The sequence below is a fragment of the Sphingosinicella xenopeptidilytica genome (assembly GCF_042676985.1).
GTDB lineage: Bacteria > Pseudomonadota > Alphaproteobacteria > Sphingomonadales > Sphingomonadaceae > Sphingosinicella > Sphingosinicella xenopeptidilytica.
Genome location: NZ_JBHTIK010000004.1, coordinates 1 through 21,617, shown reverse-complemented (window position 1 = coordinate 21,617; position 21,617 = coordinate 1). Strand labels below are relative to the sequence as shown.

21 protein-coding genes and 1 pseudogene are annotated in these 21,617 nt (G+C 64.1%); 13 read left to right on the top strand and 9 right to left on the bottom strand.

The features are described from left to right. The first annotated feature begins 1 nt into the window (after position 1). A complete protein-coding gene (gene fliN, locus ACFQ00_RS06560) occupies positions 2 to 331 on the top strand; it encodes a flagellar motor switch protein FliN (RefSeq protein WP_374598847.1) in 330 nt (109 codons plus the stop codon). A 54-nt stretch (positions 332 to 385) separates the two neighbouring features. On the opposite strand, the gene ACFQ00_RS06555 is transcribed toward fliN, so the two are convergent. Then, entirely contained in the window at positions 386 to 727 is a 342-nt protein-coding gene (locus tag ACFQ00_RS06555) for a TonB family protein (protein WP_381487985.1), read from the bottom strand. Between the two features lie 86 nt (positions 728 to 813). After that, positions 814 to 1,599 carry a succinate dehydrogenase iron-sulfur subunit gene (locus tag ACFQ00_RS06550; RefSeq protein ID WP_381487982.1) on the bottom strand — a complete coding sequence of 262 codons (786 nt, stop codon included), beginning with the start codon at positions 1,597 to 1,599 and terminating at the stop codon, positions 814 to 816. A 129-nt stretch (positions 1,600 to 1,728) separates the two neighbouring features. Here ACFQ00_RS06550 and ACFQ00_RS06545 point away from each other — a divergent pair, with 129 nt between their 5' ends. The 6 genes from ACFQ00_RS06545 to ACFQ00_RS06520 all read left to right on the top strand — a co-directional run bounded on the left by ACFQ00_RS06545 (position 1,729) and on the right by ACFQ00_RS06520 (position 9,122). Beyond that, the gene (locus ACFQ00_RS06545) at positions 1,729 to 2,919 is read left to right on the top strand and encodes a sugar-transfer associated ATP-grasp domain-containing protein (RefSeq protein ID WP_381487979.1); all 1,191 of its coding nucleotides are present in this window, start codon (positions 1,729 to 1,731) and stop codon (positions 2,917 to 2,919) included. Positions 2,920 to 2,983: 64 nt separating this feature from the next. After that, positions 2,984 to 4,039, top strand: coding sequence for a CDP-alcohol phosphatidyltransferase family protein (locus ACFQ00_RS06540; RefSeq protein ID WP_381488708.1), 1,056 nt, complete (start codon positions 2,984 to 2,986; stop codon positions 4,037 to 4,039). Further along, the gene (locus tag ACFQ00_RS06535; protein ID WP_381487976.1) at positions 4,036 to 4,470 is read left to right on the top strand and encodes an HIT family protein; all 435 of its coding nucleotides are present in this window, start codon (positions 4,036 to 4,038) and stop codon (positions 4,468 to 4,470) included. The genes ACFQ00_RS06540 and ACFQ00_RS06535 overlap by 4 nt, the downstream gene beginning before the upstream one ends. Positions 4,471 to 4,573: 103 nt before the next feature. Beyond that, positions 4,574 to 6,691 carry a methyl-accepting chemotaxis protein gene (locus tag ACFQ00_RS06530; protein WP_381487974.1) on the top strand — a complete coding sequence of 706 codons (2,118 nt, stop codon included), beginning with the start codon at positions 4,574 to 4,576 and terminating at the stop codon, positions 6,689 to 6,691. Between the two features lie 10 nt (positions 6,692 to 6,701). Beyond that, positions 6,702 to 7,217, top strand: a complete 516-nt coding sequence (locus ACFQ00_RS06525) for a hypothetical protein (protein ID WP_381487971.1) — start codon at positions 6,702 to 6,704, stop codon at positions 7,215 to 7,217. A 33-nt stretch (positions 7,218 to 7,250) separates the two neighbouring features. Then, positions 7,251 to 9,122, top strand: a complete 1,872-nt coding sequence (locus ACFQ00_RS06520; protein ID WP_381487968.1) for an ABC-F family ATP-binding cassette domain-containing protein — start codon at positions 7,251 to 7,253, stop codon at positions 9,120 to 9,122. Here ACFQ00_RS06520 and ACFQ00_RS06515 read toward each other — a convergent pair. From ACFQ00_RS06515 to ACFQ00_RS06505, 3 genes are all read right to left on the bottom strand, one after another. Further along, positions 9,119 to 9,739, bottom strand: coding sequence for a TetR/AcrR family transcriptional regulator (locus tag ACFQ00_RS06515; RefSeq protein WP_381487965.1), 621 nt, complete (start codon positions 9,737 to 9,739; stop codon positions 9,119 to 9,121). The genes ACFQ00_RS06520 and ACFQ00_RS06515 overlap by 4 nt on opposite strands. A 74-nt stretch (positions 9,740 to 9,813) precedes the next feature. Continuing rightward, entirely contained in the window at positions 9,814 to 10,425 is a 612-nt protein-coding gene (locus ACFQ00_RS06510) for a TetR/AcrR family transcriptional regulator (RefSeq protein ID WP_381487962.1), read from the bottom strand. A gap of 401 nt (positions 10,426 to 10,826) precedes the next feature. After that, on the bottom strand, positions 10,827 to 11,483 hold the full coding sequence (locus ACFQ00_RS06505) for a PEP-CTERM sorting domain-containing protein (protein WP_381487959.1): 657 nt from the start codon (positions 11,481 to 11,483) through the stop codon (positions 10,827 to 10,829). 444 nt (positions 11,484 to 11,927) lie between these two features. Here ACFQ00_RS06505 and ACFQ00_RS06500 point away from each other — a divergent pair, with 444 nt between their 5' ends. Together ACFQ00_RS06500 and ACFQ00_RS06495 are read left to right on the top strand one after the other, a co-directional pair. Further along, a complete protein-coding gene (locus tag ACFQ00_RS06500; RefSeq protein WP_381487956.1) occupies positions 11,928 to 12,410 on the top strand; it encodes a (R)-mandelonitrile lyase in 483 nt (160 codons plus the stop codon). A gap of 100 nt (positions 12,411 to 12,510) precedes the next feature. Further along, the gene (locus ACFQ00_RS06495) at positions 12,511 to 13,179 is read left to right on the top strand and encodes a carboxymuconolactone decarboxylase family protein (protein WP_381487954.1); all 669 of its coding nucleotides are present in this window, start codon (positions 12,511 to 12,513) and stop codon (positions 13,177 to 13,179) included. 33 nt (positions 13,180 to 13,212) lie between these two features. Here the strand turns inward: ACFQ00_RS06495 and ACFQ00_RS06490 are convergent, their stop codons facing one another. After that, the gene (locus tag ACFQ00_RS06490) at positions 13,213 to 14,106 is read right to left on the bottom strand and encodes a LysR family transcriptional regulator (RefSeq protein ID WP_381487952.1); all 894 of its coding nucleotides are present in this window, start codon (positions 14,104 to 14,106) and stop codon (positions 13,213 to 13,215) included. 136 nt (positions 14,107 to 14,242) lie between these two features. Here ACFQ00_RS06490 and ACFQ00_RS06485 point away from each other — a divergent pair, with 136 nt between their 5' ends. The 4 genes from ACFQ00_RS06485 to ACFQ00_RS06470 are packed head-to-tail and all read left to right on the top strand — an operon-like array spanning position 14,243 to position 17,923. After that, entirely contained in the window at positions 14,243 to 15,226 is a 984-nt protein-coding gene (locus tag ACFQ00_RS06485; protein WP_381487949.1) for an aldo/keto reductase, read from the top strand. Between the two features lie 23 nt (positions 15,227 to 15,249). Further along, complete coding sequence (locus ACFQ00_RS06480; protein WP_381487946.1) at positions 15,250 to 16,107, top strand: aldo/keto reductase; 858 nt, start codon at positions 15,250 to 15,252, stop codon at positions 16,105 to 16,107. Positions 16,108 to 16,164: 57 nt separating this feature from the next. Continuing rightward, positions 16,165 to 17,322 (top strand): aldo/keto reductase, encoded by a 1,158-nt coding sequence (locus tag ACFQ00_RS06475; protein WP_381487943.1) that lies wholly within the window; start codon positions 16,165 to 16,167, stop codon positions 17,320 to 17,322. 7 nt (positions 17,323 to 17,329) lie between these two features. After that, entirely contained in the window at positions 17,330 to 17,923 is a 594-nt protein-coding gene (locus tag ACFQ00_RS06470; protein ID WP_381487941.1) for a flavodoxin, read from the top strand. A gap of 884 nt (positions 17,924 to 18,807) precedes the next feature. Here ACFQ00_RS06470 and ACFQ00_RS06465 read toward each other — a convergent pair. From ACFQ00_RS06465 to ACFQ00_RS06455, 3 genes and pseudogenes are all read right to left on the bottom strand, one after another. Then, positions 18,808 to 19,806, bottom strand: coding sequence for a molybdopterin-binding protein (locus ACFQ00_RS06465; protein WP_381487938.1), 999 nt, complete (start codon positions 19,804 to 19,806; stop codon positions 18,808 to 18,810). After that, positions 19,803 to 20,033 (bottom strand): annotated as a pseudogene (locus ACFQ00_RS06460) (XdhC family protein); the annotation flags it as partial. The pseudogene ACFQ00_RS06460 and the gene ACFQ00_RS06465, both read right to left, overlap by 4 nt. Positions 20,034 to 20,117: 84 nt before the next feature. Next, positions 20,118 to 21,617, bottom strand: a 1,500-nt coding sequence (locus ACFQ00_RS06455; protein WP_381487936.1) for a TonB-dependent receptor, incomplete at its 5' end; no start/stop codon positions are given.

The window sequence follows — 21,617 nt, the reverse complement described above, 5'->3', positions numbered from 1 at the left end:
CATGGACGACCTGCGTCCCGATTATGAACCCACGCGCGCCTATGCGGCGGAAGTTTCGCCGGAGGACGCTGCCGACGGCCTGCCCGGCGCGGTGGAGCTCGAATCGGTGTTCGATGTGCCCGTGCGCGTGCAGGCGGTGCTCGGCCGCTCGGCGGTGGAAGTCAGCCAGCTCCTGAAGCTCGCGCCCGGCGCCGTGATCGAGCTTGATCGGCGCGTCGGCGAAGCGATCGAAATCTTCGTGAACGACCGCCTCGTCGCGCGCGGAGAGGTCGTGCTCGTCGACGAACACCTCGGCGTCACCATGACGGAAATCGTGAAGCAGGACGCCTAATCGCACTCCAGAGCGTGTGGAGATTCAGCCCGCCATAGGCTGAACATACACACTCTATGTTAGCTTCCAGGCGATGGGGATCACCAGCTTGGTGGGGCCGCCCGGTGGTGGTGGCACGGTGCCGATCTTCTGCGGAATGCGCACGGCCTCGCGGTCGAGGATTTGCGATCCGGTCGGCTCGACGAGTTCGACACCCGTGATCTTGCCCCCGGCATCCACGCTGATCCGTACCTTCGCGGTGCCTTGATCGCCCCGGATCTGCGCGCTGCGCGGATAGGAGTGCTGCGCGGCGATGAGCCGCGTCACGGTCGATTTCCAATCGGCAGCCGCCGCCGTCCCCGCCGAAGCGAGGAGAACGAGCGCGGCAATCGCAGTTTTATGGACCCACCCTTCCATGGTGGTGGACGCTAGCGGCCCAAGTCTTGCGAAATGGTTTATTTCGTTTGGGAAATGATCGACTTAGAGGAACCGCACTGGATGCTTCAGAGCTGGCGTTCGACCATCATCTTCTTGATCTCCGCGATCGCTTTCGCCGGATTCAGGCCCTTCGGGCAGACGTTCGCGCAGTTCATGATGGTGTGGCAGCGATAGAGCCGGAACGGATCTTCCAGCGCATCGAGCCGCTCGCCGGTCATCTCGTCACGGCTGTCCGCGAGCCAGCGATAAGCCTGCAGCAGGATCGCCGGGCCAAGGAACTTGTCGGAGTTCCACCAGTAGCTCGGGCAGCCCGTCGAGCAGCACGCGCAGAGGATGCACTCATAGAGCCCGTCCAGCTTCTCGCGGTCTTCCGGAGACTGCACGCGCTCCTTGCCCGAAGGCGTCGTGGAAACGGTCTGCAACCACGGCTTGATCGAAGCGTACTGCGCGTAGAAGTGCTTGAAGTCGGGCACGAGGTCTTTCACGACCTCCATGTGCGGCAGCGGCGTGATCGCAACGTCGCCCTTCACTTCGTCGATCGGCTTCGTGCAGGCGAGCGTGTTCGAACCGTCGATGTTCATCGAGCACGAACCGCAGATACCCTCGCGGCACGAGCGGCGGAAGGTCAGCGTCGGATCGACCTCGTTCTTGATCTTGATGAGCGCGTCGAGAACCATCGGCCCGCAGCTGTCGAGATCGAGCTCATAGCTGTCCATGCGCGGATTCTCGCTGTCGTCCGGCGACCAGCGGTAGATTTTGAACGTCTTGATGTGCGTCGCGCCCTCGGGGGCCTTGTAAGCCTTGCCCTTGCCGTTCACCTTGCTGTTCTTCGGAAGCGTGAATTCGGCCATCGCGCGCGTCTCTCCTGTTCTCTCGCGCGTGCTGCCTAGCGCAATCGCGTGGCGGAAAAAACCGTAAAAAACGCCGTGTCCCGCAATAAGTCCTCAAGCCGTCACACGGTGGCGATACGGCGGCGGGCGATGATCACCACGCGCCCCCTGCCCCCGATCTCTGGCGGCGACCCGCTGCTCGGCTTCTATCACGAACAGTTGCTCCGGCACTGGACGCCGCGCCAGCGTGCGCTTGCCGCCGGTCTCGGGAAGCTGGCAGGGCGCAGCACGCACGACCCCCGCTGCCGCGCGCTCGGCATCCCCGAAGACGAGGCGCGCCTGCTCGCGGGGATCGTCGACCCCGCGCATTACCTGTCGCAGCTCTACCGCCGCGGCATCCACCGGCTGCTCAATCCCGCCGCCATCCCACTCGCCTCCAGCCTGCTCAAGGACAAGCGCAGCTTCGCCGCCGTCATTGCGAACGCGGAATTGCCGGCGCCGGAAACCTTCTCCGGCCCGGCTTCTCCCACCGCCGTTGCCGCCTGGTTCGAACGGCACGGCGAGATCGTCGCCAAGCCGAACTACAGCTCGCGCGGCCGCGGCGTCGCCCGCTACCGGCGCATCGCGCACGGCTGGGCGGACAGCAACGGAACGCGCTTTCAGGCCGACGCGCTGGCGGCACATCTGGCGCGTGTCGTCGGCCGCGGCGGCCTCCTCCAGCAGGCATTGCGAACGGCGCCGCGCCTGTCGGACATTTCCCCGGGCGCCCTCCCGACGCTGCGCGTGCATACGTTCCGCCTCGGCGGAACGCTCGCCGCGCACGGGCTCGTGCTCCGCATCGGCGGCGGATCGGGGCCGGTCGATAATTTCAGCCGTGGAGGCCTTGCCGCCGCCGTCGTGGACGGCACCGCCGGAGACGTCATCGGCAAGGCAGACGGCCGCATCCGGCATCTGCGGCGTCACCCCGCGACCGGCATTTCACTCGAAGAGATCGACCTGCGCGATCTCGCCGACGCCGCCGTCCGGCTCGCCATCGCGGCGCACGCGACGATTGGCGCCGGTTATGGCCTCATCGGCTGGGACATCGGCCTTGCCGATTGCGGCCCCGTGCTCATCGAGGGCAACTGGAACCCCGGCCACCAGCTCACGCAGTTCACGAACGCCTGCGGCCTCTCGCAGCTTGCCGTGGGCCGCGCCTATCTGCAGGCGCTCGAAGCGCTGCCCGCCAGCGCGTGGGCCGATGCCGCGCCGCTGCAGTGGGATGGCCAATATCTGCCCGCCCCCAAACTTGCGCCTCTTCCCTCTCCGTCTATAAGCACCGCTGGGCTGCAAACCGACTGAGAGACCTGTGGACACGCCAACGACGCTTCTTCTCGCAGGAAAGAACGAAACGCCGATCTGGGGCATGTCTTCCGCCGAACGCATCCGACGCATCGCAGCCGCACGCGCACCGCAGGCGGATCAGTCGGGCGTCATCGTCGCCGACACCCGCTTCGCTTTCGACCCGCAGTGGTTCGGTTGGATCGCTGAACGCCCCGGCACCGCCCTCACCCTCGGCGGTCGCCCAGTACTCGCGAACGTACCGCCTGACCGCGCCGAAGCCGTGCGCGATGCCATAGAGGCTGGCAGCAATGCCTGGGCGGAAGGGCTTGCCGTCACCGCCTATGAAGACGGCATCACCATCTACAACGCCACACTCCGAAAGCGCGAACGCCCGTTCCTGATCGAGCTGATCCCGGCGAACGTCCGCGCCATCGAACGCGCGAGCTACTTCGGCGCCTACAAGGGCGTCACCGACATCCTCACCAAGTATCTGTGGCCCGAATGGGCGCTCGTCCTCACCCGCATCGCCGCACGCATCGGCATGACGCCCAACATGGTGACGACGATCGGCGCTGCGCTCTGCGTGTGGGCGACGATCCTCTTCTGGGACGGCCACTACTGGACCGGCATGGCGGCAGGCCTCGTCTTCATGGTGCTCGACACCGTCGACGGCAAGCTCGCGCGCTGCACGATCACCTCGTCGTGGTGGGGCAATGTCTTCGATCACGGGCTCGATCTCGTGCACCCGCCCTTCTGGTGGTACGCGTGGGGCGTCGGCCTCGCTGCGCATGGCCTCGCACTCGATCCGCCCGTGTTCTGGATGGTGATGGGCGTGATGGTCGGCGGCTATGTGCTGCAGCGGCTCATCGAGGGCTGGTTCATCCACGTCGCCGGAATGCACATCCACGTCTGGCAGAAGGTCGACACCGATTTCCGCCTGATCACCGCGCGCCGCAACCCCAACATGGTGATCCTGTTCGTCAGTATGCTGTTCTCGCGCCCCGATCTCGGGCTTCTCGGCGTAACGGCGTGGACGGTGCTCAGTCTCGTCTTCCATTTCGTCCGGCTGCTGCAGGCGATCGTCGCGCGGCGCCGCGGCGCCCTCGCCTCGTGGCTCAGCGACGGAAGCGCGGCGTGAACGACACCATCCGCCGCTTCGGCTACCCGGCAACGCTGGTTGCCGAATACGACCACTGGATCGTTCTGCTCCGCCCCGCACAGCCCACGCTCGGCAGCCTCGTGCTCGCCGCGAAGTCGGACGCCACAGCCTTCGCGGACCTCGAACCCGCCGCCTATGCGGAACTCGCGAACGTCAGCCGCGATATCGAGACCGCGCTTCGCGCCGCCGTCGATCACACCAAGCTCAACTACCTGATGCTGATGATGGTGGACCCGCACGTCCATTCCCACGTGATCCCCCGCTACGAGGGCACCCGCAGCTTCGAAGACCGCGCGTTCCCGGATGCCGGCTGGCCGAAACTCCCGGCGCTCGGAGAAGCGGTGGAATTGGACGCAGCCGGAATCGCCGCCGTTTCTGCGTGGCTCAAAGGGTTCTGGCCCGCGCGCTGAAAACCCGCGCAATGTTAACCATGATGAAACACCGCCGGCCGTATGCGGATGGGGCGGGAACCGGATGTGCCGCTTTTCCCGGTGTATGGGGCTTGTGCTGGCTATGGAGCGTTTCAGGGATTTGATCGCGCGCGTTGACGTGTCGCCGTTTATCGCGATCATAACCCACTGGAAGATCAGCAAGAAGGTGCTGGTGAGCTACGGCATCGGCGGGCTCGCGATGGCGGTGCTTGCGATGGTCGCCACCGGCTCGCTTCTCGTCACCCGTTCCACCGTCTCCGAAGTCGCCCACCTTGCCGACAGCGCCCGCTCGATTGCCCGCGCCCACGCCACTGCGATGACCGCGCAGGGTCGTATCAAGGACTATGTCATCCGCCCCGACGCCGCGCTCGTCGCGGAGGTCAACACAAGCCTCAATGCGGCACAGGATGCGCTGAAGCGCGCCGAAGACGGCGCGGCCATAGTCGGCGAGGAGGCCACGCTCGCGCGCATCGACCGGCTACGCGGCGTTTTCCGCACCGAGTTCCGCGGGATCGTCGAAAACCAGACCGCGATCACCCGCCTCGTGTCCGGTACCATCGAGGCCAAGGGGCCGGAAATCGGCGCCGCACTCCACGATATCGTCACGGCGAGCCACCGCGCAGGCGACCATCAGACAGCCTATAATGCAGCGCTCGCACTCGAAACCTATTCGCTGCTGCGGGTCGATGTGAACCGCTATCTCTCCTCGCCCTCGCCCGAGATCGTGAAGCAGACCAAATCCGACCTCCTCAACCTCGAAGATGCGCTGAACGGCGTGTTCGAAGGCCTCACCGATCCGGCGCTCACGCGCAAGGCCGACGGCATCATCGTCAGCCTCGTCGCCTACGACAAGGCGTTCGACGAGATCGTCCGCCGCACCAGCGACCGCGACGCAGCCGTCGACCGGCTGCTCGGCAAGACAGGCCCGGCGTTCGAGCGCAACGTGGAGGCGTTCTCCGAAGCGATCGCCGATCAGCAGGGCATGGCCGATCTCGCCGCACAGGCTGCCGCCGGCGGCGCGATTCTCATCACGCTTCTTGCCGGCGCCGCCGGTATCGGCGTGTCGATCGTCGCGGGTCTCCTCACCAACCATCTGATCGCACGCCCGATCGCGACCATGGCGAACACGATGCTCGCGCTCGCCCGCGGCGAAACCGGCACGCACATCGAAGGCGCACAGCGGCGCGACGAGGTTGGCGACATGGCGCGGGCCGTGGCCGTGTTCAAGGAGAACGCGACCGAAGTCGAAGAGCGCCGCCGCGCCGCGGTGGAAGCCGAACGCCGCGACCGCGAGCGCGAGGAAGCCGCACGCGCCGAACGCGAAACCGAGCGCCAGCACGCCGCCGCCGAGAAACGCGCCGCGCTTAGCGAGCTTGCCGACGCATTCGAAACCAGCGTTCGCCACGTCGTCGCCGCCGTAGACAGTGCGGCGCGCCAGATCGCGGCGGGCTCGCAGCAGGTAAGCGACGCAGCGCGCAGCAGCGCCGTACTCGTCACCGATGTGACGGTCTCGGCGGAGGAAGCCAGCCACAACGCGCTCACCGTTGCCAATGCGTCCGAGGAAATGGCCCGCTCGCTCGCCGAAGTCTCGCACCGGGTCGTCGAGTCCTCGGCGATGTCGGAGCAGGCCGTGTCGCGCGCCCGCGCCACGGACGAGATCGTCGCCGGACTTTCGGTCGATGCCGAGAAGATCGGTGAGATCGTCGGCCTCATCAATTCGATCGCCGAGCAGACCAACCTGCTCGCACTGAACGCGACCATCGAGGCGGCCCGCGCCGGCGAGGCAGGGCGCGGCTTCGCTGTCGTCGCCAGCGAGATCAAGGCGCTCGCGAACCAGACCAGCAAGGCCACGATCGACATCAACGAACGCATCGGCGCGATCCAGTCGGTGACGCGCGAAACCGTCGGTGCGATCGAGGAGATCGTCTCCACGATCGGCGAAATCAACGGCATCGCCGCCACGGTCGCCGCTGCCGTCGAGCAGCAGGCCGCCACAACCTCCGAAATCGCACGCAATACGCATCAGGCGTCCGACAGCACGCACGCCGTCGCGCGCAACATCGATCAGGTACGCTCCGGCGTCGAGGCGACAGGCATCGCGGCAAAAGACGCACTCGACGCAGCCGCCGACCTCAACCGGCAGGCCAGCACGCTCACCACAGAGGTCGACCGCTTCCTCGCCCGCGTCCGCGCGGCCTGACGCACCTGCCATGACCGCGATGCAGAGCGAGCCTCCGGTCGCTGTCGATCCGGCAGCCCATCGCCGCCATGACGCCCACCTTTTTCGCGGCTGGGTCATCGACAAGTTCGCACAACTGGAGCACGCGCTCGCGCCGCTGCTGAACGATGCAGCGAACCGTCCCGAATATGCCGCGCTCAAACCGAAATTCCCGCATCTTGCCGGTCAGAAATTCGAACGACTGCGGAAAATAGCCGAGATCAATGCGCCGATCGGCCTGAACTCGGCGCGGATTCTGAAACTGCTCGATCGCTTCAAGGCTTTTGAAATCCTTCGCGGTTTCCTCGCTCACGGAACCGTCGAAACGGCGCGCACCGATGCTGGCCGCGACATCTATATCTTCCGTTTGGTCCGCTATGGTGCAGACGGACCGACTTACGAACAACTCGTTCTGACAGCCGAGGAAGCAAAGGCCCAACAGAAACACCTTCGCTCCACCATCGATGCGCTGATCAGCCATTTAAAACGCAAGAGCATCTCCACCTGACAGAGCACGAACATTCGTGTATCGCCCCCGCCCATGCTCAATATCAACGGCATCACCGTGCGGCTTGGCGGCCGCATCATTCTGGACGGCGCGACCGCGTCGCTGCCCACGGGAAGCCGTGTCGGGCTGATCGGGCGCAACGGCGCGGGCAAGTCCACACTGATGCGTGTTATGTGCGGCCTCCTCGAAGCCGATGGCGGCGAGATCGAGACCGCGAACCGTTCACGCATGGGCTATATCGCACAGGAAGCCCCTGCCGGCACCGCGACGCCGCTTGAAACCGTGCTCGCGGCGGATACGGAGCGCGCTGCCCTCCTCACCGAGTCCGAAACCGCGACCGACCCCGATCGCATTTCCGAAATTCACGAACGCCTGAACGCCATCGATGCGTGGACGGCGGAGGCACGCGCCGCGCGCATCCTCGTCGGCCTCGGCTTCGACGAGGAGATGCAGGGCCGCACGCTTGATAGCTATTCGGGCGGCTGGAAGATGCGCGTCGCGCTCGCCGCCCTGCTCTTCTCGGAACCCGACCTGCTGCTGCTCGACGAGCCTTCGAACCACCTCGACCTCGAAGCGACGCTCTGGCTCGAAAACTTCCTGAAGACCTACCGCGCGACGATGATCATCATCAGCCACGAGCGCGACCTGCTGAACAACGTCGTCGATCACATCCTGCATCTCGAAGGCGGCAAGATCACACTCTACCCGGGCGGCTACGATGCGTTCGAGCGGCAGCGGGCCGAACGGCTGGCGCAGCTCGAGGCGGCACGCTCCGCGCAGACCCGGCAGCGCGAGAAGCTGCAGGATTACATCGCCCGCAACAGCGCCCGTGCGAGCACCGCGCGGCAGGCACAGTCGCGCGCCAAGGCGCTGGCGAAGATGCAGCCGATCGCCGCGATCGCCGAAGACCCCAGCCTCAGCTTCGAATTTCCGAACCCGAGCGAGCTGAAGCCGCCCCTCGTCACGCTCGACATGGCATCGGTGGGCTACACCGAGGGCAACCCGATCCTCTCGCGCCTCAACCTTCGCCTCGATCCGGATGACCGCGTGGCGCTGCTCGGCCGCAACGGCAACGGCAAGACCACGCTTGCCCGCCTGCTCGCCGCGCAGCTGCCGCCGATGGAGGGCGACATGCGCACGGCGGGCAAGATGCGCGTCGGCTATTTCACGCAGTACCAGGTCGAAGAACTCGATACCGAAGACACGCCGCTCGAGCACATGACGCGCATCATGAAGGGCGCGACGCCCGGTGCCGTCCGCGCGCAGCTCGGGCGTTTTGGCTTCTCCGGCGACAAGGCCCTCACCAAGGTCGGCAAGCTTTCGGGCGGCGAGCGCGCGCGGCTGGCGCTCGCGCTCATCACGCGCGAGGCGCCCCACATGCTGATCCTCGACGAACCGACCAACCACCTCGACGTCGATTCGCGCGAGGCACTGGTGCAGGCGCTGAACGAATATTCCGGTGCAGTCATGCTCGTCAGCCACGATCGCCACATGCTCGAGCTGACCGCCGATCGTCTGGTCCTGGTGGACGGCGGCCGTGCCGAGGACTTCACGGGTAGCCTTGAGGATTATACCGACTTCGTGCTCGGCAAATCGAACGACCGGCAGACAGGCGGCGCATCCTCCGGGAACCGCAAGGGAGCCCGCAAAGCCGCAGCCGACACACGCGAGCAGGAAAAGCGCCTGCGTGCCGCCGTGAAGGCTTTCGAAGCGGACCTTGCGAAACTCGCCGCCGAACGCAGCGCGGTCGACCTTGCGATGTTCGACCCCTCGGCGGCCGCCCCCGCGCACGCGAGGAAGACGATGGGCGAACTGATGAAACTGCGTGCCGATCTGACGGACCGGATTCAAGCTACCGAGGCAGAGTGGCTCGCCGCGTCGGAAGCGCTGGAGGTTGCGGCCTAAGCCGGAGGCGCCAGCCGCCGCAGCATCGTCTTTGCAAGATCGAGCGCACGCGCACGCGGCAGGCGCGCGGACGAGAGGCTGTAATCGAGCCACAGCCCGTCCATCGTCGCCGAGACGAGCGCGGCGATATCGCGCGGCGGCACCGGGCCCTCAGGAAGCCGCGCCACAGCCTGAGCGAGCAGCGCCTGCAAGCGCGCGTTGTAATCCACGCTCACCGCGGCGAAGTCCGGATTGTTGCGGACAAGCGCCCAGAAGGCGATCCACGCACCAAGGATATCGGGGTTCGACCATTCGTCGCTGAAATGCACCTCGAACAGCCGATCGATCGTCTTCCACGGGTCCGCGTATCCGGCTGCGAGTTCTTCCGCGAAGCGCGCGATGAAGCTGTCGCAAAGCTCCTGATAGGTTTCCAGCAGCAGGTTGTCGGGATTGCTGAAATAATGGCGCAGCAGCCCGTGCGACACGCCGGCCCGGCGGCAGATTTCACGCCCCGTGGTGCCGCGCGGGCCGAGCTGCGCGAGACAGCTGATCGTCACCGCGAGCAGATCCTGCCGCCGCAGCGCCGGTGTCTGCCGGCGCGCGCGGCGCCGTTTCGTTTCTTCTGTCGTGGACGCCATGCCTGCCTTCACCATCAAGGCAGACGTATCGCAGGCTGCGGGCCTGTCGCGCAAGCCGAAGCCAGTGGCCCCGCTCAGTCTAGATCGGGATCGTGGTAGTTTTGCACGTAGGATGCGATCAGCCGGTCGACCGCCTCGCGCGTCACCCGGTTGTAGTCTTCGGAAAAGCCGAGTGTCGCCACCATCTTCCAGTGCCCATACATCAGGGCCACGAACAGAAAGGCGATTTCGCGACATGCCTTCTGGCTCAGCGTCGGGTTGCTGATCTGGATCTCGTGCGCGATCGTGTACTGGAGCAGATTATACTGCCCGCTGAGGTTCATGCGCACCGCCTCGGAACTCGCAGCAAGCGAGAACATCGCGTCGTAAACGCCATCGTCCTTCGGCTTCTGGTTCCCCGCGAGGAAGTCGAAATAGAAATCGAGGAACATCGGCAGGCGCTCGGTCACGGCAGCCTCGATGATGCCTTTCATCAGGCAGTCGCGGTAGCTTGCCGCCAGCGCATCGCACACCGCGACCATCAGGCCTTCGGGATCGGGGAAATAGTGCCGGATGAGCTGCCGCGACATGTCCGCTTCCTTGGCGATCGAATCGTAGGAAGGCATGGGCAGGCCTTCGCGGCCAATCGCCTTGATGGCAGCCTGCACGATCTCAGGCTTGCGAATTTCAGAAATGGGCTTCGGCATGACGCCCCCGGGTAAGCTTATGGTTACTAATAGGTACCCGCGGGCGCGAGTGGCGCGAATGCTAACAGCGATGAAAGCAGTAGCAAGAGAATAGTTAACAAGACGCAGAAAAGCGTTCGGCAAATGCAGGGTGCAGCACGCCGGTCGGGCCTCCCTATCGGAGACCGGATTTCATTGCGAACTCAAAGACATGCCTTCCAGCACGCGAATCCGCCACTTTCCATTTGAAAGCAAAAAGGGGGCCAATCGCCGGAAAGCACGTATTTCAAACGATGCGGCCCGCGCACCGTCTTCAAACTGTAAAGTAACCCGACAACGACCGGGCGTGTTCGTTCATTGCCAATGGGGAGCGCGCGCAGCGGCGCGCTCCGTTTATTTGCAAGATATCCTCGAACGTACGCTCAAACGCGGCGGCGACGCGTGAAACCAAGGCCCACGAGACCAAGGCCGAACAGCGCCAACGCGGCCGGCTCGGGCACCCGCTCGACGATGAACCCGGTCCAGAATACGCGAACATCGGGGCCGCCGACCACAGGACGGAAAAGAAGCGAAAACAACCCCGGCACGTCAGGCCGGTTTTCGTTCAGCATCTCAGGGAGCGCCTGATTGTCGAGGAAATCGAACCCGAGAGCCGATTCGACGAACAGGATGTCGGCGCTCACCAGCGTGTATCCTAGCTCGGTCCAGCCGCTGAATCCCGTCGTCGGAACAAGCTGCACGATATCGAAGGGCGCGCCCGGCGTCGCCGGCGGATTGAACTTGTCGTTGCCGACAACCACGTTGCCTTTCGTGTAGCTCACCGTCTTGCTGCCGACCTCGGCCGTGAAGTCCGTAACATTACCGATGTAGATGATGGCTCCGGCGACCGGGGCGTTCGGGACGACAAGGGCGCCACCCGGCGTGTTATCGTAGCTGAAACTGCCCGAAACCGCGATGCCGTCGAACGTCCCGCCGACAGCCTCGTTGGTCGTGAACGTGTAATTGATCACCGCGGCCTGCGCCGATGCGGCAAGCGTCATGGCAGCGCCGCACCATGCGGCAACGATAAAGCGTTGCATGTTGGATCCCCCCTGTCGGGCGCATAGTCGCCCGTTTTCAAAACAAGCAACGATTGTGCCAGCACCGAAACAATCGCGCGTTTGCGCAGCGCTGCGAAAGCGCTTTCCATTAGCAAGCGAAGAGATTGTAAATTCAGCCGACTCCGGCAGCACTTATCCATGCACCACGATGCGAGCAGACCATCAAACGATATCAGAGGATAAAGCAGCCGCCATCTGCACGGCCATATCCGCACAACGTGCGAATGGTGGTGACCCCTACGGGAACGATCAAAGGCGGCTATATGATTGTTACTATTCGCGTATTTCCACCATTCCTGTGTCATATACCATCACATCTACCAACAATTGGCCCCTGACGAAGTGGCCGGCTTAACGACAGTGCCGATGACCTGATCCCCTGCAACTGAGGTGACATTGTGAAAGTGGTCCACACGTCTCTCAATGAAGAAAATTGCCGCCTCGGTCGCCCTTTCCACGCTCGCTGCGACAGGCGTCGAAGCCCGGCCCGATGGCTCCGCGACCGGCCAGCAGATCAGCCGCGTTGGAACCCGGGCGTCCGTCGCAGGACCGGAGGAGAACTTCACCGGCCGGGTGCGCGTCGACCCCCTGTTCGCCGCGACCCCGGAGGTCAATGCGTCAAGTGCCTATGTGACGTTCGAGCCCGGGGCACGGTCCGCCTGGCATACGCATCCCGCAGGGCAGCGTCTGATCGTAATGTCGGGCGTGGGCCTGACCCAGGAGGCGGGCAAACCGATCCAGGAAATCCATCCCGGCGACGTGATCGAATGCCCGCCCGACATCAAGCACTGGCACGGCGCCGCGCCCAAGACCGCCATGACCCACCTGGCCGTCACGGGCGTGGTGAACGGCAAGAGCGTGGAGTGGATGGAGAAGGTGACCGATGAAGAATATAATGCGCGCTGATCGTCGTCCAGCGAGCCTCGGAATAACCGTGCTTGTGTTTGCCTTCGGGGTGGCGCCTCCCTCAGTCCACGCGCAGCAGAACGCCTCGGAGGCGCATAGCATGAGTAGCAATCAAGTCGCCTTCCAGACCCTGTCCGCCAAACAGGCGGCCATCCCGCTGATCGCCGCCGCAATGGCCACGAGCGACATGCCCCGGCTCAATGCCGCCTTGACCCGCGGACTGGATGCTGGCCTCTCCATCAGCGAGGCTAGGGAAATCCTCGTCCAGCTCTACGCCTATGCCGGCTTCCCGCGCAGCCTCAACGCGCTGGGCGAGCTGGCGAAGCTGGTGGGGGAGCGCAAGCAGCGGGGTATCCAGGATGCACCCGGACGCGAGCCGATCAAGGCGATCCTGACCGGCGAAGAGTTGCGCGCCGTCGGCAGAGCCAATCAGACGAGGATTTCCGGCGCGCCGGTCGCGGGACCAGTGTTCGAGTTCGCGCCAGTCATCAACGAGTTCCTTCAGTCCCATCTCTTCGGCGATATCTTCGAGCGCGACAATCTCGACTGGCAAAGCCGCGAGCTGGCCACCGTCGGCGCGCTGGCCGCAACGCCGGGCGTGGAATCACAACTCCGCTCGCACATGGCCGCCAGCATCCGGGTGGGCCTCACGCCCGCGCAGCTTCACCAGTTGACCGGCGGGTTGGAGCAATGGGGCGACATCGCCGCCGCCAATCGCGCCCGCACGGCGCTGACCGAAGCCCTCGCCACGCTGAATATCCGGGAGTGACGAAGCGGATGCGTGACGCGCACGAGCCCTTTATCAGCCGCGATAGCGCAGCGCGTCGACCATGATTGCAAAGGCCGGGGATGCATGGCGGCGGCTCGGATAGTAGAGATGGTACCCGGGGAATGGTTCGCACCAGTCTTCCAAAACCCGAACAAGCCGCCCCGCGTTAATTTGATCGAGCGCCTGATCTTCGGGCATGTAGGCAAGGCCGAGTCCGGCAAGGGCTGAATTGAGCCGCAACGCGACGTTGTTGAACACGAGTTGGCCTTCGACCCGGACTTTAACCTCGCGCCCGTCCTTGTCGAATTCCCACGGAAAGAGACCCCCGTAGGTCGGCAGGCGGATGTTGATGCAATTATGCGCCGTCAGCTCCTGCGGCGTCTGCGGTTGCGGATGCTTCTCGAAATAGGCGGGCGAGCCGACCACAGCCATCCGCATATCGGGACCGATCCGTACGGCAACCATGTCCTTGGCGACCTGTTCGCCAAGCCGAACCCCGGCGTCGAAGCCTTCCGCGACAATATCGGTGAGGCCATAATCGACGATGATTTCGACATGGATATCTGGATAGTCGAGCAAGAATCGGACAAGCCCTGCCTGAAGCACGGTCATCGCCGGATGCTCCCCGGCGGTGATGCGGATCGTGCCGGCGGGTTTCTCGCGCAGTACGCTCATCGCGGCCAGTTCCTGCTCGATCTCCTCGAAACGCGGTGCGACGCTGTTCAGCAGTCGCTCACCTGCCTCGGTTGGCGCGACACTGCGGGTCGTGCGGGTAAGCAACCGCATCCCGAGCCGCGCTTCCAGGCCCTTCACGGTCTGGCTGAGCGCGGACTGCGACACGCCCAACTGAGCGGCGGCACGGGTGAAACTGCGTTCCCTCGCCACGACCGCGAAGGCGGCCAACACGTTGAAGTTCTCGTTCGACATTGTTTAGCTCAACTTATGACGACTAGCAGATTATAGCATCTAATCGCGAAAGTGTGAGCGCGCTATATTCATCTTGAAACTGAAGGGTTGTGCAGTCTGCCTGCTGCCGCAACGGCCAGGTGAAGGAGCGACGGTCGTGCAAAAGCGCATTCTTGGTAACAGTGGGCTGGAGGTTTCGGCGCTCGGCCTTGGCTGCATGGGCTTGAGCTACGGCTATGGCCCGGCGACCGACCGAAAGGATGCGATCGAACTCATCCGGGCGGCGTATGAGCGTGGCGTGACCTTCTTCGATACGGCGGAAGCCTATGGGCCGGGGCTAAACGAGGAAGTTGTAGGTGAAGCACTCGAACCAGTCCGCCATCAGGTGGTGATCGCGACCAAGTTCGGCTTCCGTAACGGAGTGCCGGCCGAAGGACTCGACAGCCGGCCCGATAGCATCCGCCAAGTCGCCGACGCGGCGCTGAAGCGCCTTCGCACCGACTGGATCGACCTTTTCTATCAGCACCGCGTCGACCCCAACGTGCCGATCGAAGAGGTAGCCGGCGCCGTTAAGGAACTCATCGAAGCGGGAAAAGTCGGGCATTTCGGCCTGTCGGAAGCTGGCGCGGATTCTATCCGGCGCGCCCATGCCGTGCAGCCGGTCGCCGCCCTGCAAAGCGAATATTCGATGTGGTGGCGCGAGCCGGAAGCTGAAATCCTTCCCGTGCTGGAAGAACTTGGCATCGGCTTCGTTCCCTTCGCACCGCTGGGCAAAGGGTTCCTGACGGGGAAAATCGACTCCAACGCCACCTTCGGCGAGAAGGACTTTCGCAGCACCGTGCCGCGATTTACGCCTGACGCGCTCAAGGCAAATCAGACGGTCGTGGATCTCGTCACCTCCATCGCGACGGAAAAGGGCGCGACGGCGGCACAGATCGCGCTGGCCTGGCTGCTCGCACAGAGCCCGTGGATCGTGCCTATCCCCGGCACCACCAAGCTGCATCGTCTTGAGGAGAATATCGGGGCGGCGGCCGTCGCGCTGACCGGCGACGATCTTGAACGTATCGACAAGGCGCTGGCCGGGATCAAGATCGAGGGCGCACGCTATCCCGCTTCACACCAGAGCTTCGTCAATCGCTGAGTGATCTAAGAGAAAGCAACACCATGACCAGCAATATTCCCGCTGTGACGCTGAACAACGGCGTGCAGATGCCAAGCTTGGGTTTCGGCGTGTTTCAGGTGCCCGATCCTGCGGAGTGCGAACGCAGCGTCCGCGATGCCATCGACGTTGGCTATCGGCTTCTCGACACCGCGACCTCCTACGGCAATGAGGAGGCCGTCGGCGCAGCGATTAAAGCCCACGGGATCGACCGAAGCGAGCTGTTCGTCACGACCAAGCTCTGGATTGAGGACGCGAGCTATGAGGGCGCGAAGGCGGCCTTCGAACGTTCGATCAACAAGTTGCAGTTCGACTATCTCGACCTTTGGTTGATCCATCAGCCCTATGGCGATGTTTATGGCGCCTGGCGGGCGATGGAGGAGTTGAACCGCGACGGGCGCATTCGCGCGATCGGCGTCAGCAATTTCTACCCTGATCGACTGGTGGATTTCGTGCTTCACAACGAGACCAGCCCTGCGGTGAACCAGATCGAGATCCACCCTTTCCATCAGCAGGACGACGCGCAGAAGATTCTGGAAGAGTACAAGGTCCAGCCCGAAGCATGGGGACCGTTTGCCGAGGGCAAGAGCGGACTGTTCTCCAACGACGTGCTCCAGTCGATCGCGGGCAAGCACGGCAAGAGCATCGCGCAGGTCGTCCTGCGCTGGCTGAACCAGCGCGGCATTGTCGCCATCCCCAAGTCGGTGCGCAAGGAGCGCATGGCGGAGAATTTCGCGATCTTCGACTTCCGGCTCGATGACCAAGACCTCGCTACAATCGCGACGCTCGACAAGAAGGCCAGCAGCTTCTTCGACCACCGCGACCCGGCGATGGTGAAGTGGCTCGGCACCCGAAAGTTTTAGGTCGAAAAATCCCGGCGGCGCGGCGGTCCCGCCGACATTTGAAAGTATAGACGGGTCATGGCTGACGCTAACGGAAATGAGATTAGTCGTCGCGGCTTGCTGGCGGCAGGCGGCGGCCTCGCGGCGGTGCCGCTGCTCAGTGCCACTGCCGCGCGGGCTGCGCCTCCGGCCATCGGCTCTGTTCGTTATCCAGCTACCCAGTCGAGCGCGCGAAAGCGGCTCGGGTCGCTCGAAGTGTCGGGTATCGGCATCGGCGTCCAGAATATGAGCCGCACATACCAGACGACGATCCCCAGCCGATCCGAGATGCACAACATCATCCGGACAGCCTTCGACCGCGGCGTCACCTTCTTCGATGCGGCCGAAGCCTACGGTCCTCACGAAGTTGAGCGTATCCTTGGCGAAGGTGTCGCGCCTTTCCGCGACCAGATTGTGATCGCAACCAAATTCGGATGGAATATCGACCTCGAAACCGGCGCGCGTGGCCCAGGCCTCAATAGCCGTCCGGACCATATTAAGCTAGCGGTCGAAGGAATGCTGAGGCGCCTTCGCACCGATCGCATCGACCTTCTTTATCAGCACCGGGTCGATCCGGACGTTCCGATCGAGGATGTTGCCGGCGCCATCAAGGATCTCAAGGCGCAGGGGAAAGTTCTGCATTGGGGCTTATGCGAGATGGGCCGTAACACGTTGCGGCATGCTCATGCGGAGCTACCCGTCACCGCCGTTCAGAATGAATATTCGATGCTGTGGCGCGGGCCGGAGGCGTGGGTGATTCCGCTCTGCGAGGAACTCGGCATCGGCTTCGTGCCGTGGAGTCCACTCGGAGTAGGTTTCCTCACTGGCGCGATCGACGGGCAGACGCGGTTCGCGGATGGCGACATTCGCAAGGTTGAGTCACGCTTCTCGCCGGAGAATATGACCGCCAACCTCGCGCTCGTCGCGCTGCTAAGACAATGGGCGGAGCACAAGCAGGCGACGCCCACGCAAATCGCACTCGTATGGCTGATGGCGCAGAAGCCCTGGATCGTGCCGATTCCCGGAACCACGCAAATGGCGCATATGATCGAGAATGTCGGGGCAGCGGCGGTGCAACTGACGCCCGCCGAGATGGCCGAGCTTAACCGTGCTGTCGCGGCTATTCAGGTCCAGGGTGCGCGCCTTCCCGACGCCGTGCTCGCCTTTTCCGGCGTCGAAGCCCCGCCGAAACGCTGAGGTTGTGATGGTTCCGATGAACAGCCTGTCGCTGCGCTCACTTCTTGCGGCCCCCGCCATTTTTTCGCTGGCTGCCGGTACTGCGGCGTGTGCGGAAACGGGCAGCGGCTCGCAAGGGGCAGGATCGAGGACGCTGGTGGCCTATGTCACCCGATCGGGAAATACGCGGGTTATTGCCGACACTCTTCAGCGCGTACTTGCCGCTGACCTCTTCGAGATAAGACCAGCGCAGCCCTATCCATTGGACTACGAGGAGCACGTCGAGAGGGCGCGGCGGGAGCGGGATCAGGGCTATGAGCCGCCTCTTGCAGAACGAGGCCCCGACATTGCTGGTTACGACACGATTTTTCTCGGATTCCCGATCTGGGGGGAGACGACTCCGCCACCGATCCGCTCCTATCTCAAGGCATACGATTTCAGGGGCAAGATCATCCGGCCCTTCATCACGCACGGCAGCTATGGCGTTGGCAACAGCTTGTCGATCCTCACCAGCCACGCGCCCGGCGTACCGATCGAGCCGCCTTTCGTGATGGAAGCAGATCAGGAGCGCCGGACGCTCAATGAGATCAAAGGATGGCTCGCTGAGATTAAGGCATCTTGAACTCGCGGTAGCGACCACCAGTCGGCCTCATTGTCAGACAAGGAGTTGCGAGATGAAGCCGCGCATATTGGGAAACAGTCTGGAAGTTTCGGTTCTTGGCCTTGCCTGTATAGGCATGAAGGCCCTTCACGGACCGCTTGTCGACAAGGCGGAGGAGATGAGGAGATAAAGCTGGTCCGTATCGCCCACGATCACGGCGTCACCCTATTCGACACCGCCGAATCATATAGCGGGCCTGCCTGCTCCGATCCAAACAGACCGGCCTTTCTAACAAGGACCGGACCAGCGTTGGGATGAAGTAATCATGATCCAAAATATCATCAATTTTGGACCACTTAGAAAGGGGGCCGTTCATAGTCGCGAACCATCAAACATGAGGCTGATTGGAGCACCCCAACCCTCCCGCTACTCGTCTCTGAGTTTCCCGCCACGACCAGCAGGAGGCGACGTCAATAGTGTAGTTCTGGCCATGTGCAGCTATTATATTTTCCAACCTGACCAGGAGATTACGAGCAGATCAGCATGACCCGCTCGCATCCATCAGCGTGCAGAACGCGTACTCGCGCGTACGCCGCAAACCATGTCGACACAGGCTATCCGGCGGGCGCGGCCATCTTCCTCGTCGCGCGCCAATACTGCGCTTGCACCCGAGCATGCCACGACGTGGAGCGCGATCCTTGCCCTCGAACCGAGGGCACTGCCCGATGCATGGATCGAGATCAGTTATTTCAACGTCCGCTCCTGCAACGGCATCGTCGTTGAACATGCGCTGGACGCGTTGCAGTATTGCTTAAGAACGATCGGGCATGTACGGGCGTTATCTGCGCTGCTCCGGCCCGTGATGCCTATTGAGGACGGCACTATCTGTCCGTCACCACGGAAGATCAATGGATCATCGCAGCCCGGCGCGGTTCGGTGCGAGGGACGTCGGCGAGAAGCCCGCCCGCACCCATGCAGGCGATGTCTGCGCCTGTCACGTCGAGGCCCGCCCACAGCCGCTCCAGAACCCAATCGAAGCCGTTGCGGCGCGGGCTGCGCGCGCAGCCGGGAAGGCCGATCACCGGCCGCGTACCGATACGCGCGAGGCACAGGAGATTGCCGGGATCGACCGGCATCCCGAGCCGCAGCACCGCGCCCCCTGCCTGTTCGATCGCGGCGGGGATCACGTCGCGCCGGTCGCTGATCGCCGAGGCGCCGCTGATGAGGACGATGTCGGCATCCGCCGTCTCCGCAAGTACGGCTGCGAGCGCATTCGCCGTATGCGCGCAGCGCATTTCGCGCCATGCGGCAAGGCCGAGCGCGGCGCAGCGTGCCTCCGTCACCTCCGCGGTTTTCGCGAGCAGCTTGGCGGATGTGCCGGGGAGCGTCGTCTGGATGAAAGCGACGCGGCGCCTGCCGAACGGTGCCAACCGCAGCACGCCTCGCGCGCTGTTCGCCGCGCTTCGGGTCAGGGGCTCGGGCACGGCGAAGGGGATGATCTTCACCGTTGCGACGATCTCGCCCTTTGCGGCGGGCGCGAACGGGGCGAGCGTTCCCAGCGTCACCGCCTCGTTATGGGCATTCACGGCATCGATCGCGGCGGTTTCCACGAGCAGAAGCCCGGCGGTGTCGGCAACGATGTTGGCGCGGCCGTGCGCGGGCGGCTGGGCGGTGAGGCCGGGGCCCGCAGCGGCGGATGCGAGCAGGGCAGCGGCGGCATCCTCGTGCAGATCATCGCTTTCGAGCGCTGCCACGACGAGTTCGGCTAGGCCCGCCGCGCGGGCATCGGCGATGTCCGCCGCATCAAGACGCTTGCCCTTCGCGATCCGTCGCGCGCCGGTGTGGACCGCGTGGGCGAGATACGCGCCCTCCGCGCGCTCGAGGGGGACGGGGCCGAACTTCACGCGCCGCGCCGCACCGCGATCATCTGGGCGGCGATCGAAAGCGCGATCTCGGCGGGGTTCGCCGCGCCGATGGCAAGCCCGGCGGGGCCATGAACACGTGCCAATGCCGTATCGTTGAATCCGGCAGCGGCGAGTCGTTCGCGGCGGATCGCCTGGTTCTTCCGCGATCCGAGCGCGGCGATGTAGAAGGCAGGCGAGTTCAGCGCCGCGATCAATGCCGGGTCGTCGTCCCGGATCACCAAGTGTTTGCCCGTGCAACTCGACGTCTCAATCGGCCGTGACTTCATGATGGTGAAACCTGCAGACGTGCCCTACAGCCGAGCCCTGACGCTCGCGAAGAAGCTGCGGCCCGGCTCCGGGAAGCCGTCGGTGAGCTGGTAGGTCTCGTCGAACAGGTTGCGCGCGCCGATACCGAGCGTCACGTTCTCCATCACGTCGAAATCGATGCGCAGGTTGGCGAGCACGTGGCTGCCGGTTTTGTAGTAGCGCGTGCCGGCCGTGTTCACGGTCCAGCGGCTCGACGCGATGTCGACATTCGGGACGATGTGGAGGCGCGAGGCCGGCGACCAGTCCGCCCAGACAAACGCTTTGTGTTCCGGCACGCCAGTGGGCTGGAACGCCGCATTCGACGGATCATCGAGGCTCCGGTGCGTCCACGTGTAGTTGGCGCCGAGGCCGAGCGTCTCGCCGAGGCGCGCATCGAGCGACAGCTCGACGCCGTAATAGTCGCCCTTGCCGAGGTTGCGGCTTTGCGTGACGGCCTGCGGATCGCAGACACCGGGCGCCGTGCAGACCTCGATGATGGTCGGGAAGGCGACGATCACGTCGGTAACGCGCGAATAAAACGCCGCGCCTTCCACGCGTACAGCGCCATACTGGCGGCTGCCGCCGATCTCGAAATTGGTGGCGCGCTCCGCCTTCAGGTCCGGGTTCGAGGTGGCGCCGCCGAAGCGCGAACTGAAGCGTTCGAACACGGTGGGGAAACGCGCACGCGACGAGATGCTGGCGTGGACGCGCGTCGCATCGTCCGGCGTCCAGACGAGCCGCCCCTGCCCGTTCAGCGCGCTGCTGTTGCGGATCGGATAGGAGAACAGGCGATTGCCCGGAAGGCCGGGGACGGCGCCATATTCCTCCGCGCGCTTGAGGTCGCGCCAGTCGTAGCTGGCGCCTGCGGTGAACGTGAGCGTCGGCGACAGCGCGAGACGGTTCTCGACCGCGACGCTCCACGTTTCCTCGAGGTTCTCCTGATCGGGCTCCCACGTGCCGGCCGGGAAGACCTGCTGCGACTCGATATGCTTGTCGCGGCGGTAGTGCGCGGCGACGCTGAGGCCGTAGCTGTCGGTGAGATCGACATCGAGCTGCGCCGAGCCGCCCCATGCGGTGTCGTTGTACGGGCTGTTGAAGGCGCGCGGGCGCGTCTGCGCCGTCTGTGCGGCGGTGTCGAAGGAGCGGAGCAGGTTGTCGAGCTTGTTGCGGTAGGCCCGGGTCTTGAGCGTGGCATTGTCGCCCAGCGCCGTCGTCGACAGGAAATAAATGCTCTCCACGTCCCACTGTGGCCACGCCCAATTGCGCTGCGTCGCCGTGTCGGTGACATGGAGCGGCGCGTTCTTCGCGCCTTCCTGCCGCGTGTAGCTGATCGAATATTCGTCCGTGGCGTTCGGCGTGAAGCCTAGCTTTACGTTAACGCGCCAATCCTCCGTGCGGGTGAACTCACGCTCGCCGCCGTCCTCGACCGAGCCTGCCGAAGCTTCATAGCCGCCGGGCAGATCCCAATGGTCCTGGAAGTTCCGCGTGTAGGAACCCTGCGCGTA

Coding starts and splice junctions, on each gene's coding strand:
- fliN (WP_374598847.1), top strand. CDS start 2: ATGGACGACCTGCGTCCCGATTATGAACCCACGCGCGCCTATGCGGCG.
- ACFQ00_RS06555 (WP_381487985.1), bottom strand. CDS start 727: ATGGAAGGGTGGGTCCATAAAACTGCGATTGCCGCGCTCGTTCTCCTC.
- ACFQ00_RS06550 (WP_381487982.1), bottom strand. CDS start 1,599: ATGGCCGAATTCACGCTTCCGAAGAACAGCAAGGTGAACGGCAAGGGC.
- ACFQ00_RS06545 (WP_381487979.1), top strand. CDS start 1,729: ATGATCACCACGCGCCCCCTGCCCCCGATCTCTGGCGGCGACCCGCTG.
- ACFQ00_RS06540 (WP_381488708.1), top strand. CDS start 2,984: ATGTCTTCCGCCGAACGCATCCGACGCATCGCAGCCGCACGCGCACCG.
- ACFQ00_RS06530 (WP_381487974.1), top strand. CDS start 4,574: ATGGAGCGTTTCAGGGATTTGATCGCGCGCGTTGACGTGTCGCCGTTT.
- ACFQ00_RS06525 (WP_381487971.1), top strand. CDS start 6,702: ATGACCGCGATGCAGAGCGAGCCTCCGGTCGCTGTCGATCCGGCAGCC.
- ACFQ00_RS06520 (WP_381487968.1), top strand. CDS start 7,251: ATGCTCAATATCAACGGCATCACCGTGCGGCTTGGCGGCCGCATCATT.
- ACFQ00_RS06515 (WP_381487965.1), bottom strand. CDS start 9,739: ATGGCGTCCACGACAGAAGAAACGAAACGGCGCCGCGCGCGCCGGCAG.
- ACFQ00_RS06510 (WP_381487962.1), bottom strand. CDS start 10,425: ATGCCGAAGCCCATTTCTGAAATTCGCAAGCCTGAGATCGTGCAGGCT.
- ACFQ00_RS06505 (WP_381487959.1), bottom strand. CDS start 11,483: ATGCAACGCTTTATCGTTGCCGCATGGTGCGGCGCTGCCATGACGCTT.
- ACFQ00_RS06500 (WP_381487956.1), top strand. CDS start 11,928: ATGAAGAAAATTGCCGCCTCGGTCGCCCTTTCCACGCTCGCTGCGACA.
- ACFQ00_RS06495 (WP_381487954.1), top strand. CDS start 12,511: ATGAGTAGCAATCAAGTCGCCTTCCAGACCCTGTCCGCCAAACAGGCG.
- ACFQ00_RS06490 (WP_381487952.1), bottom strand. CDS start 14,106: ATGTCGAACGAGAACTTCAACGTGTTGGCCGCCTTCGCGGTCGTGGCG.
- ACFQ00_RS06480 (WP_381487946.1), top strand. CDS start 15,250: ATGACCAGCAATATTCCCGCTGTGACGCTGAACAACGGCGTGCAGATG.
- ACFQ00_RS06475 (WP_381487943.1), top strand. CDS start 16,165: ATGGCTGACGCTAACGGAAATGAGATTAGTCGTCGCGGCTTGCTGGCG.
- ACFQ00_RS06470 (WP_381487941.1), top strand. CDS start 17,330: ATGGTTCCGATGAACAGCCTGTCGCTGCGCTCACTTCTTGCGGCCCCC.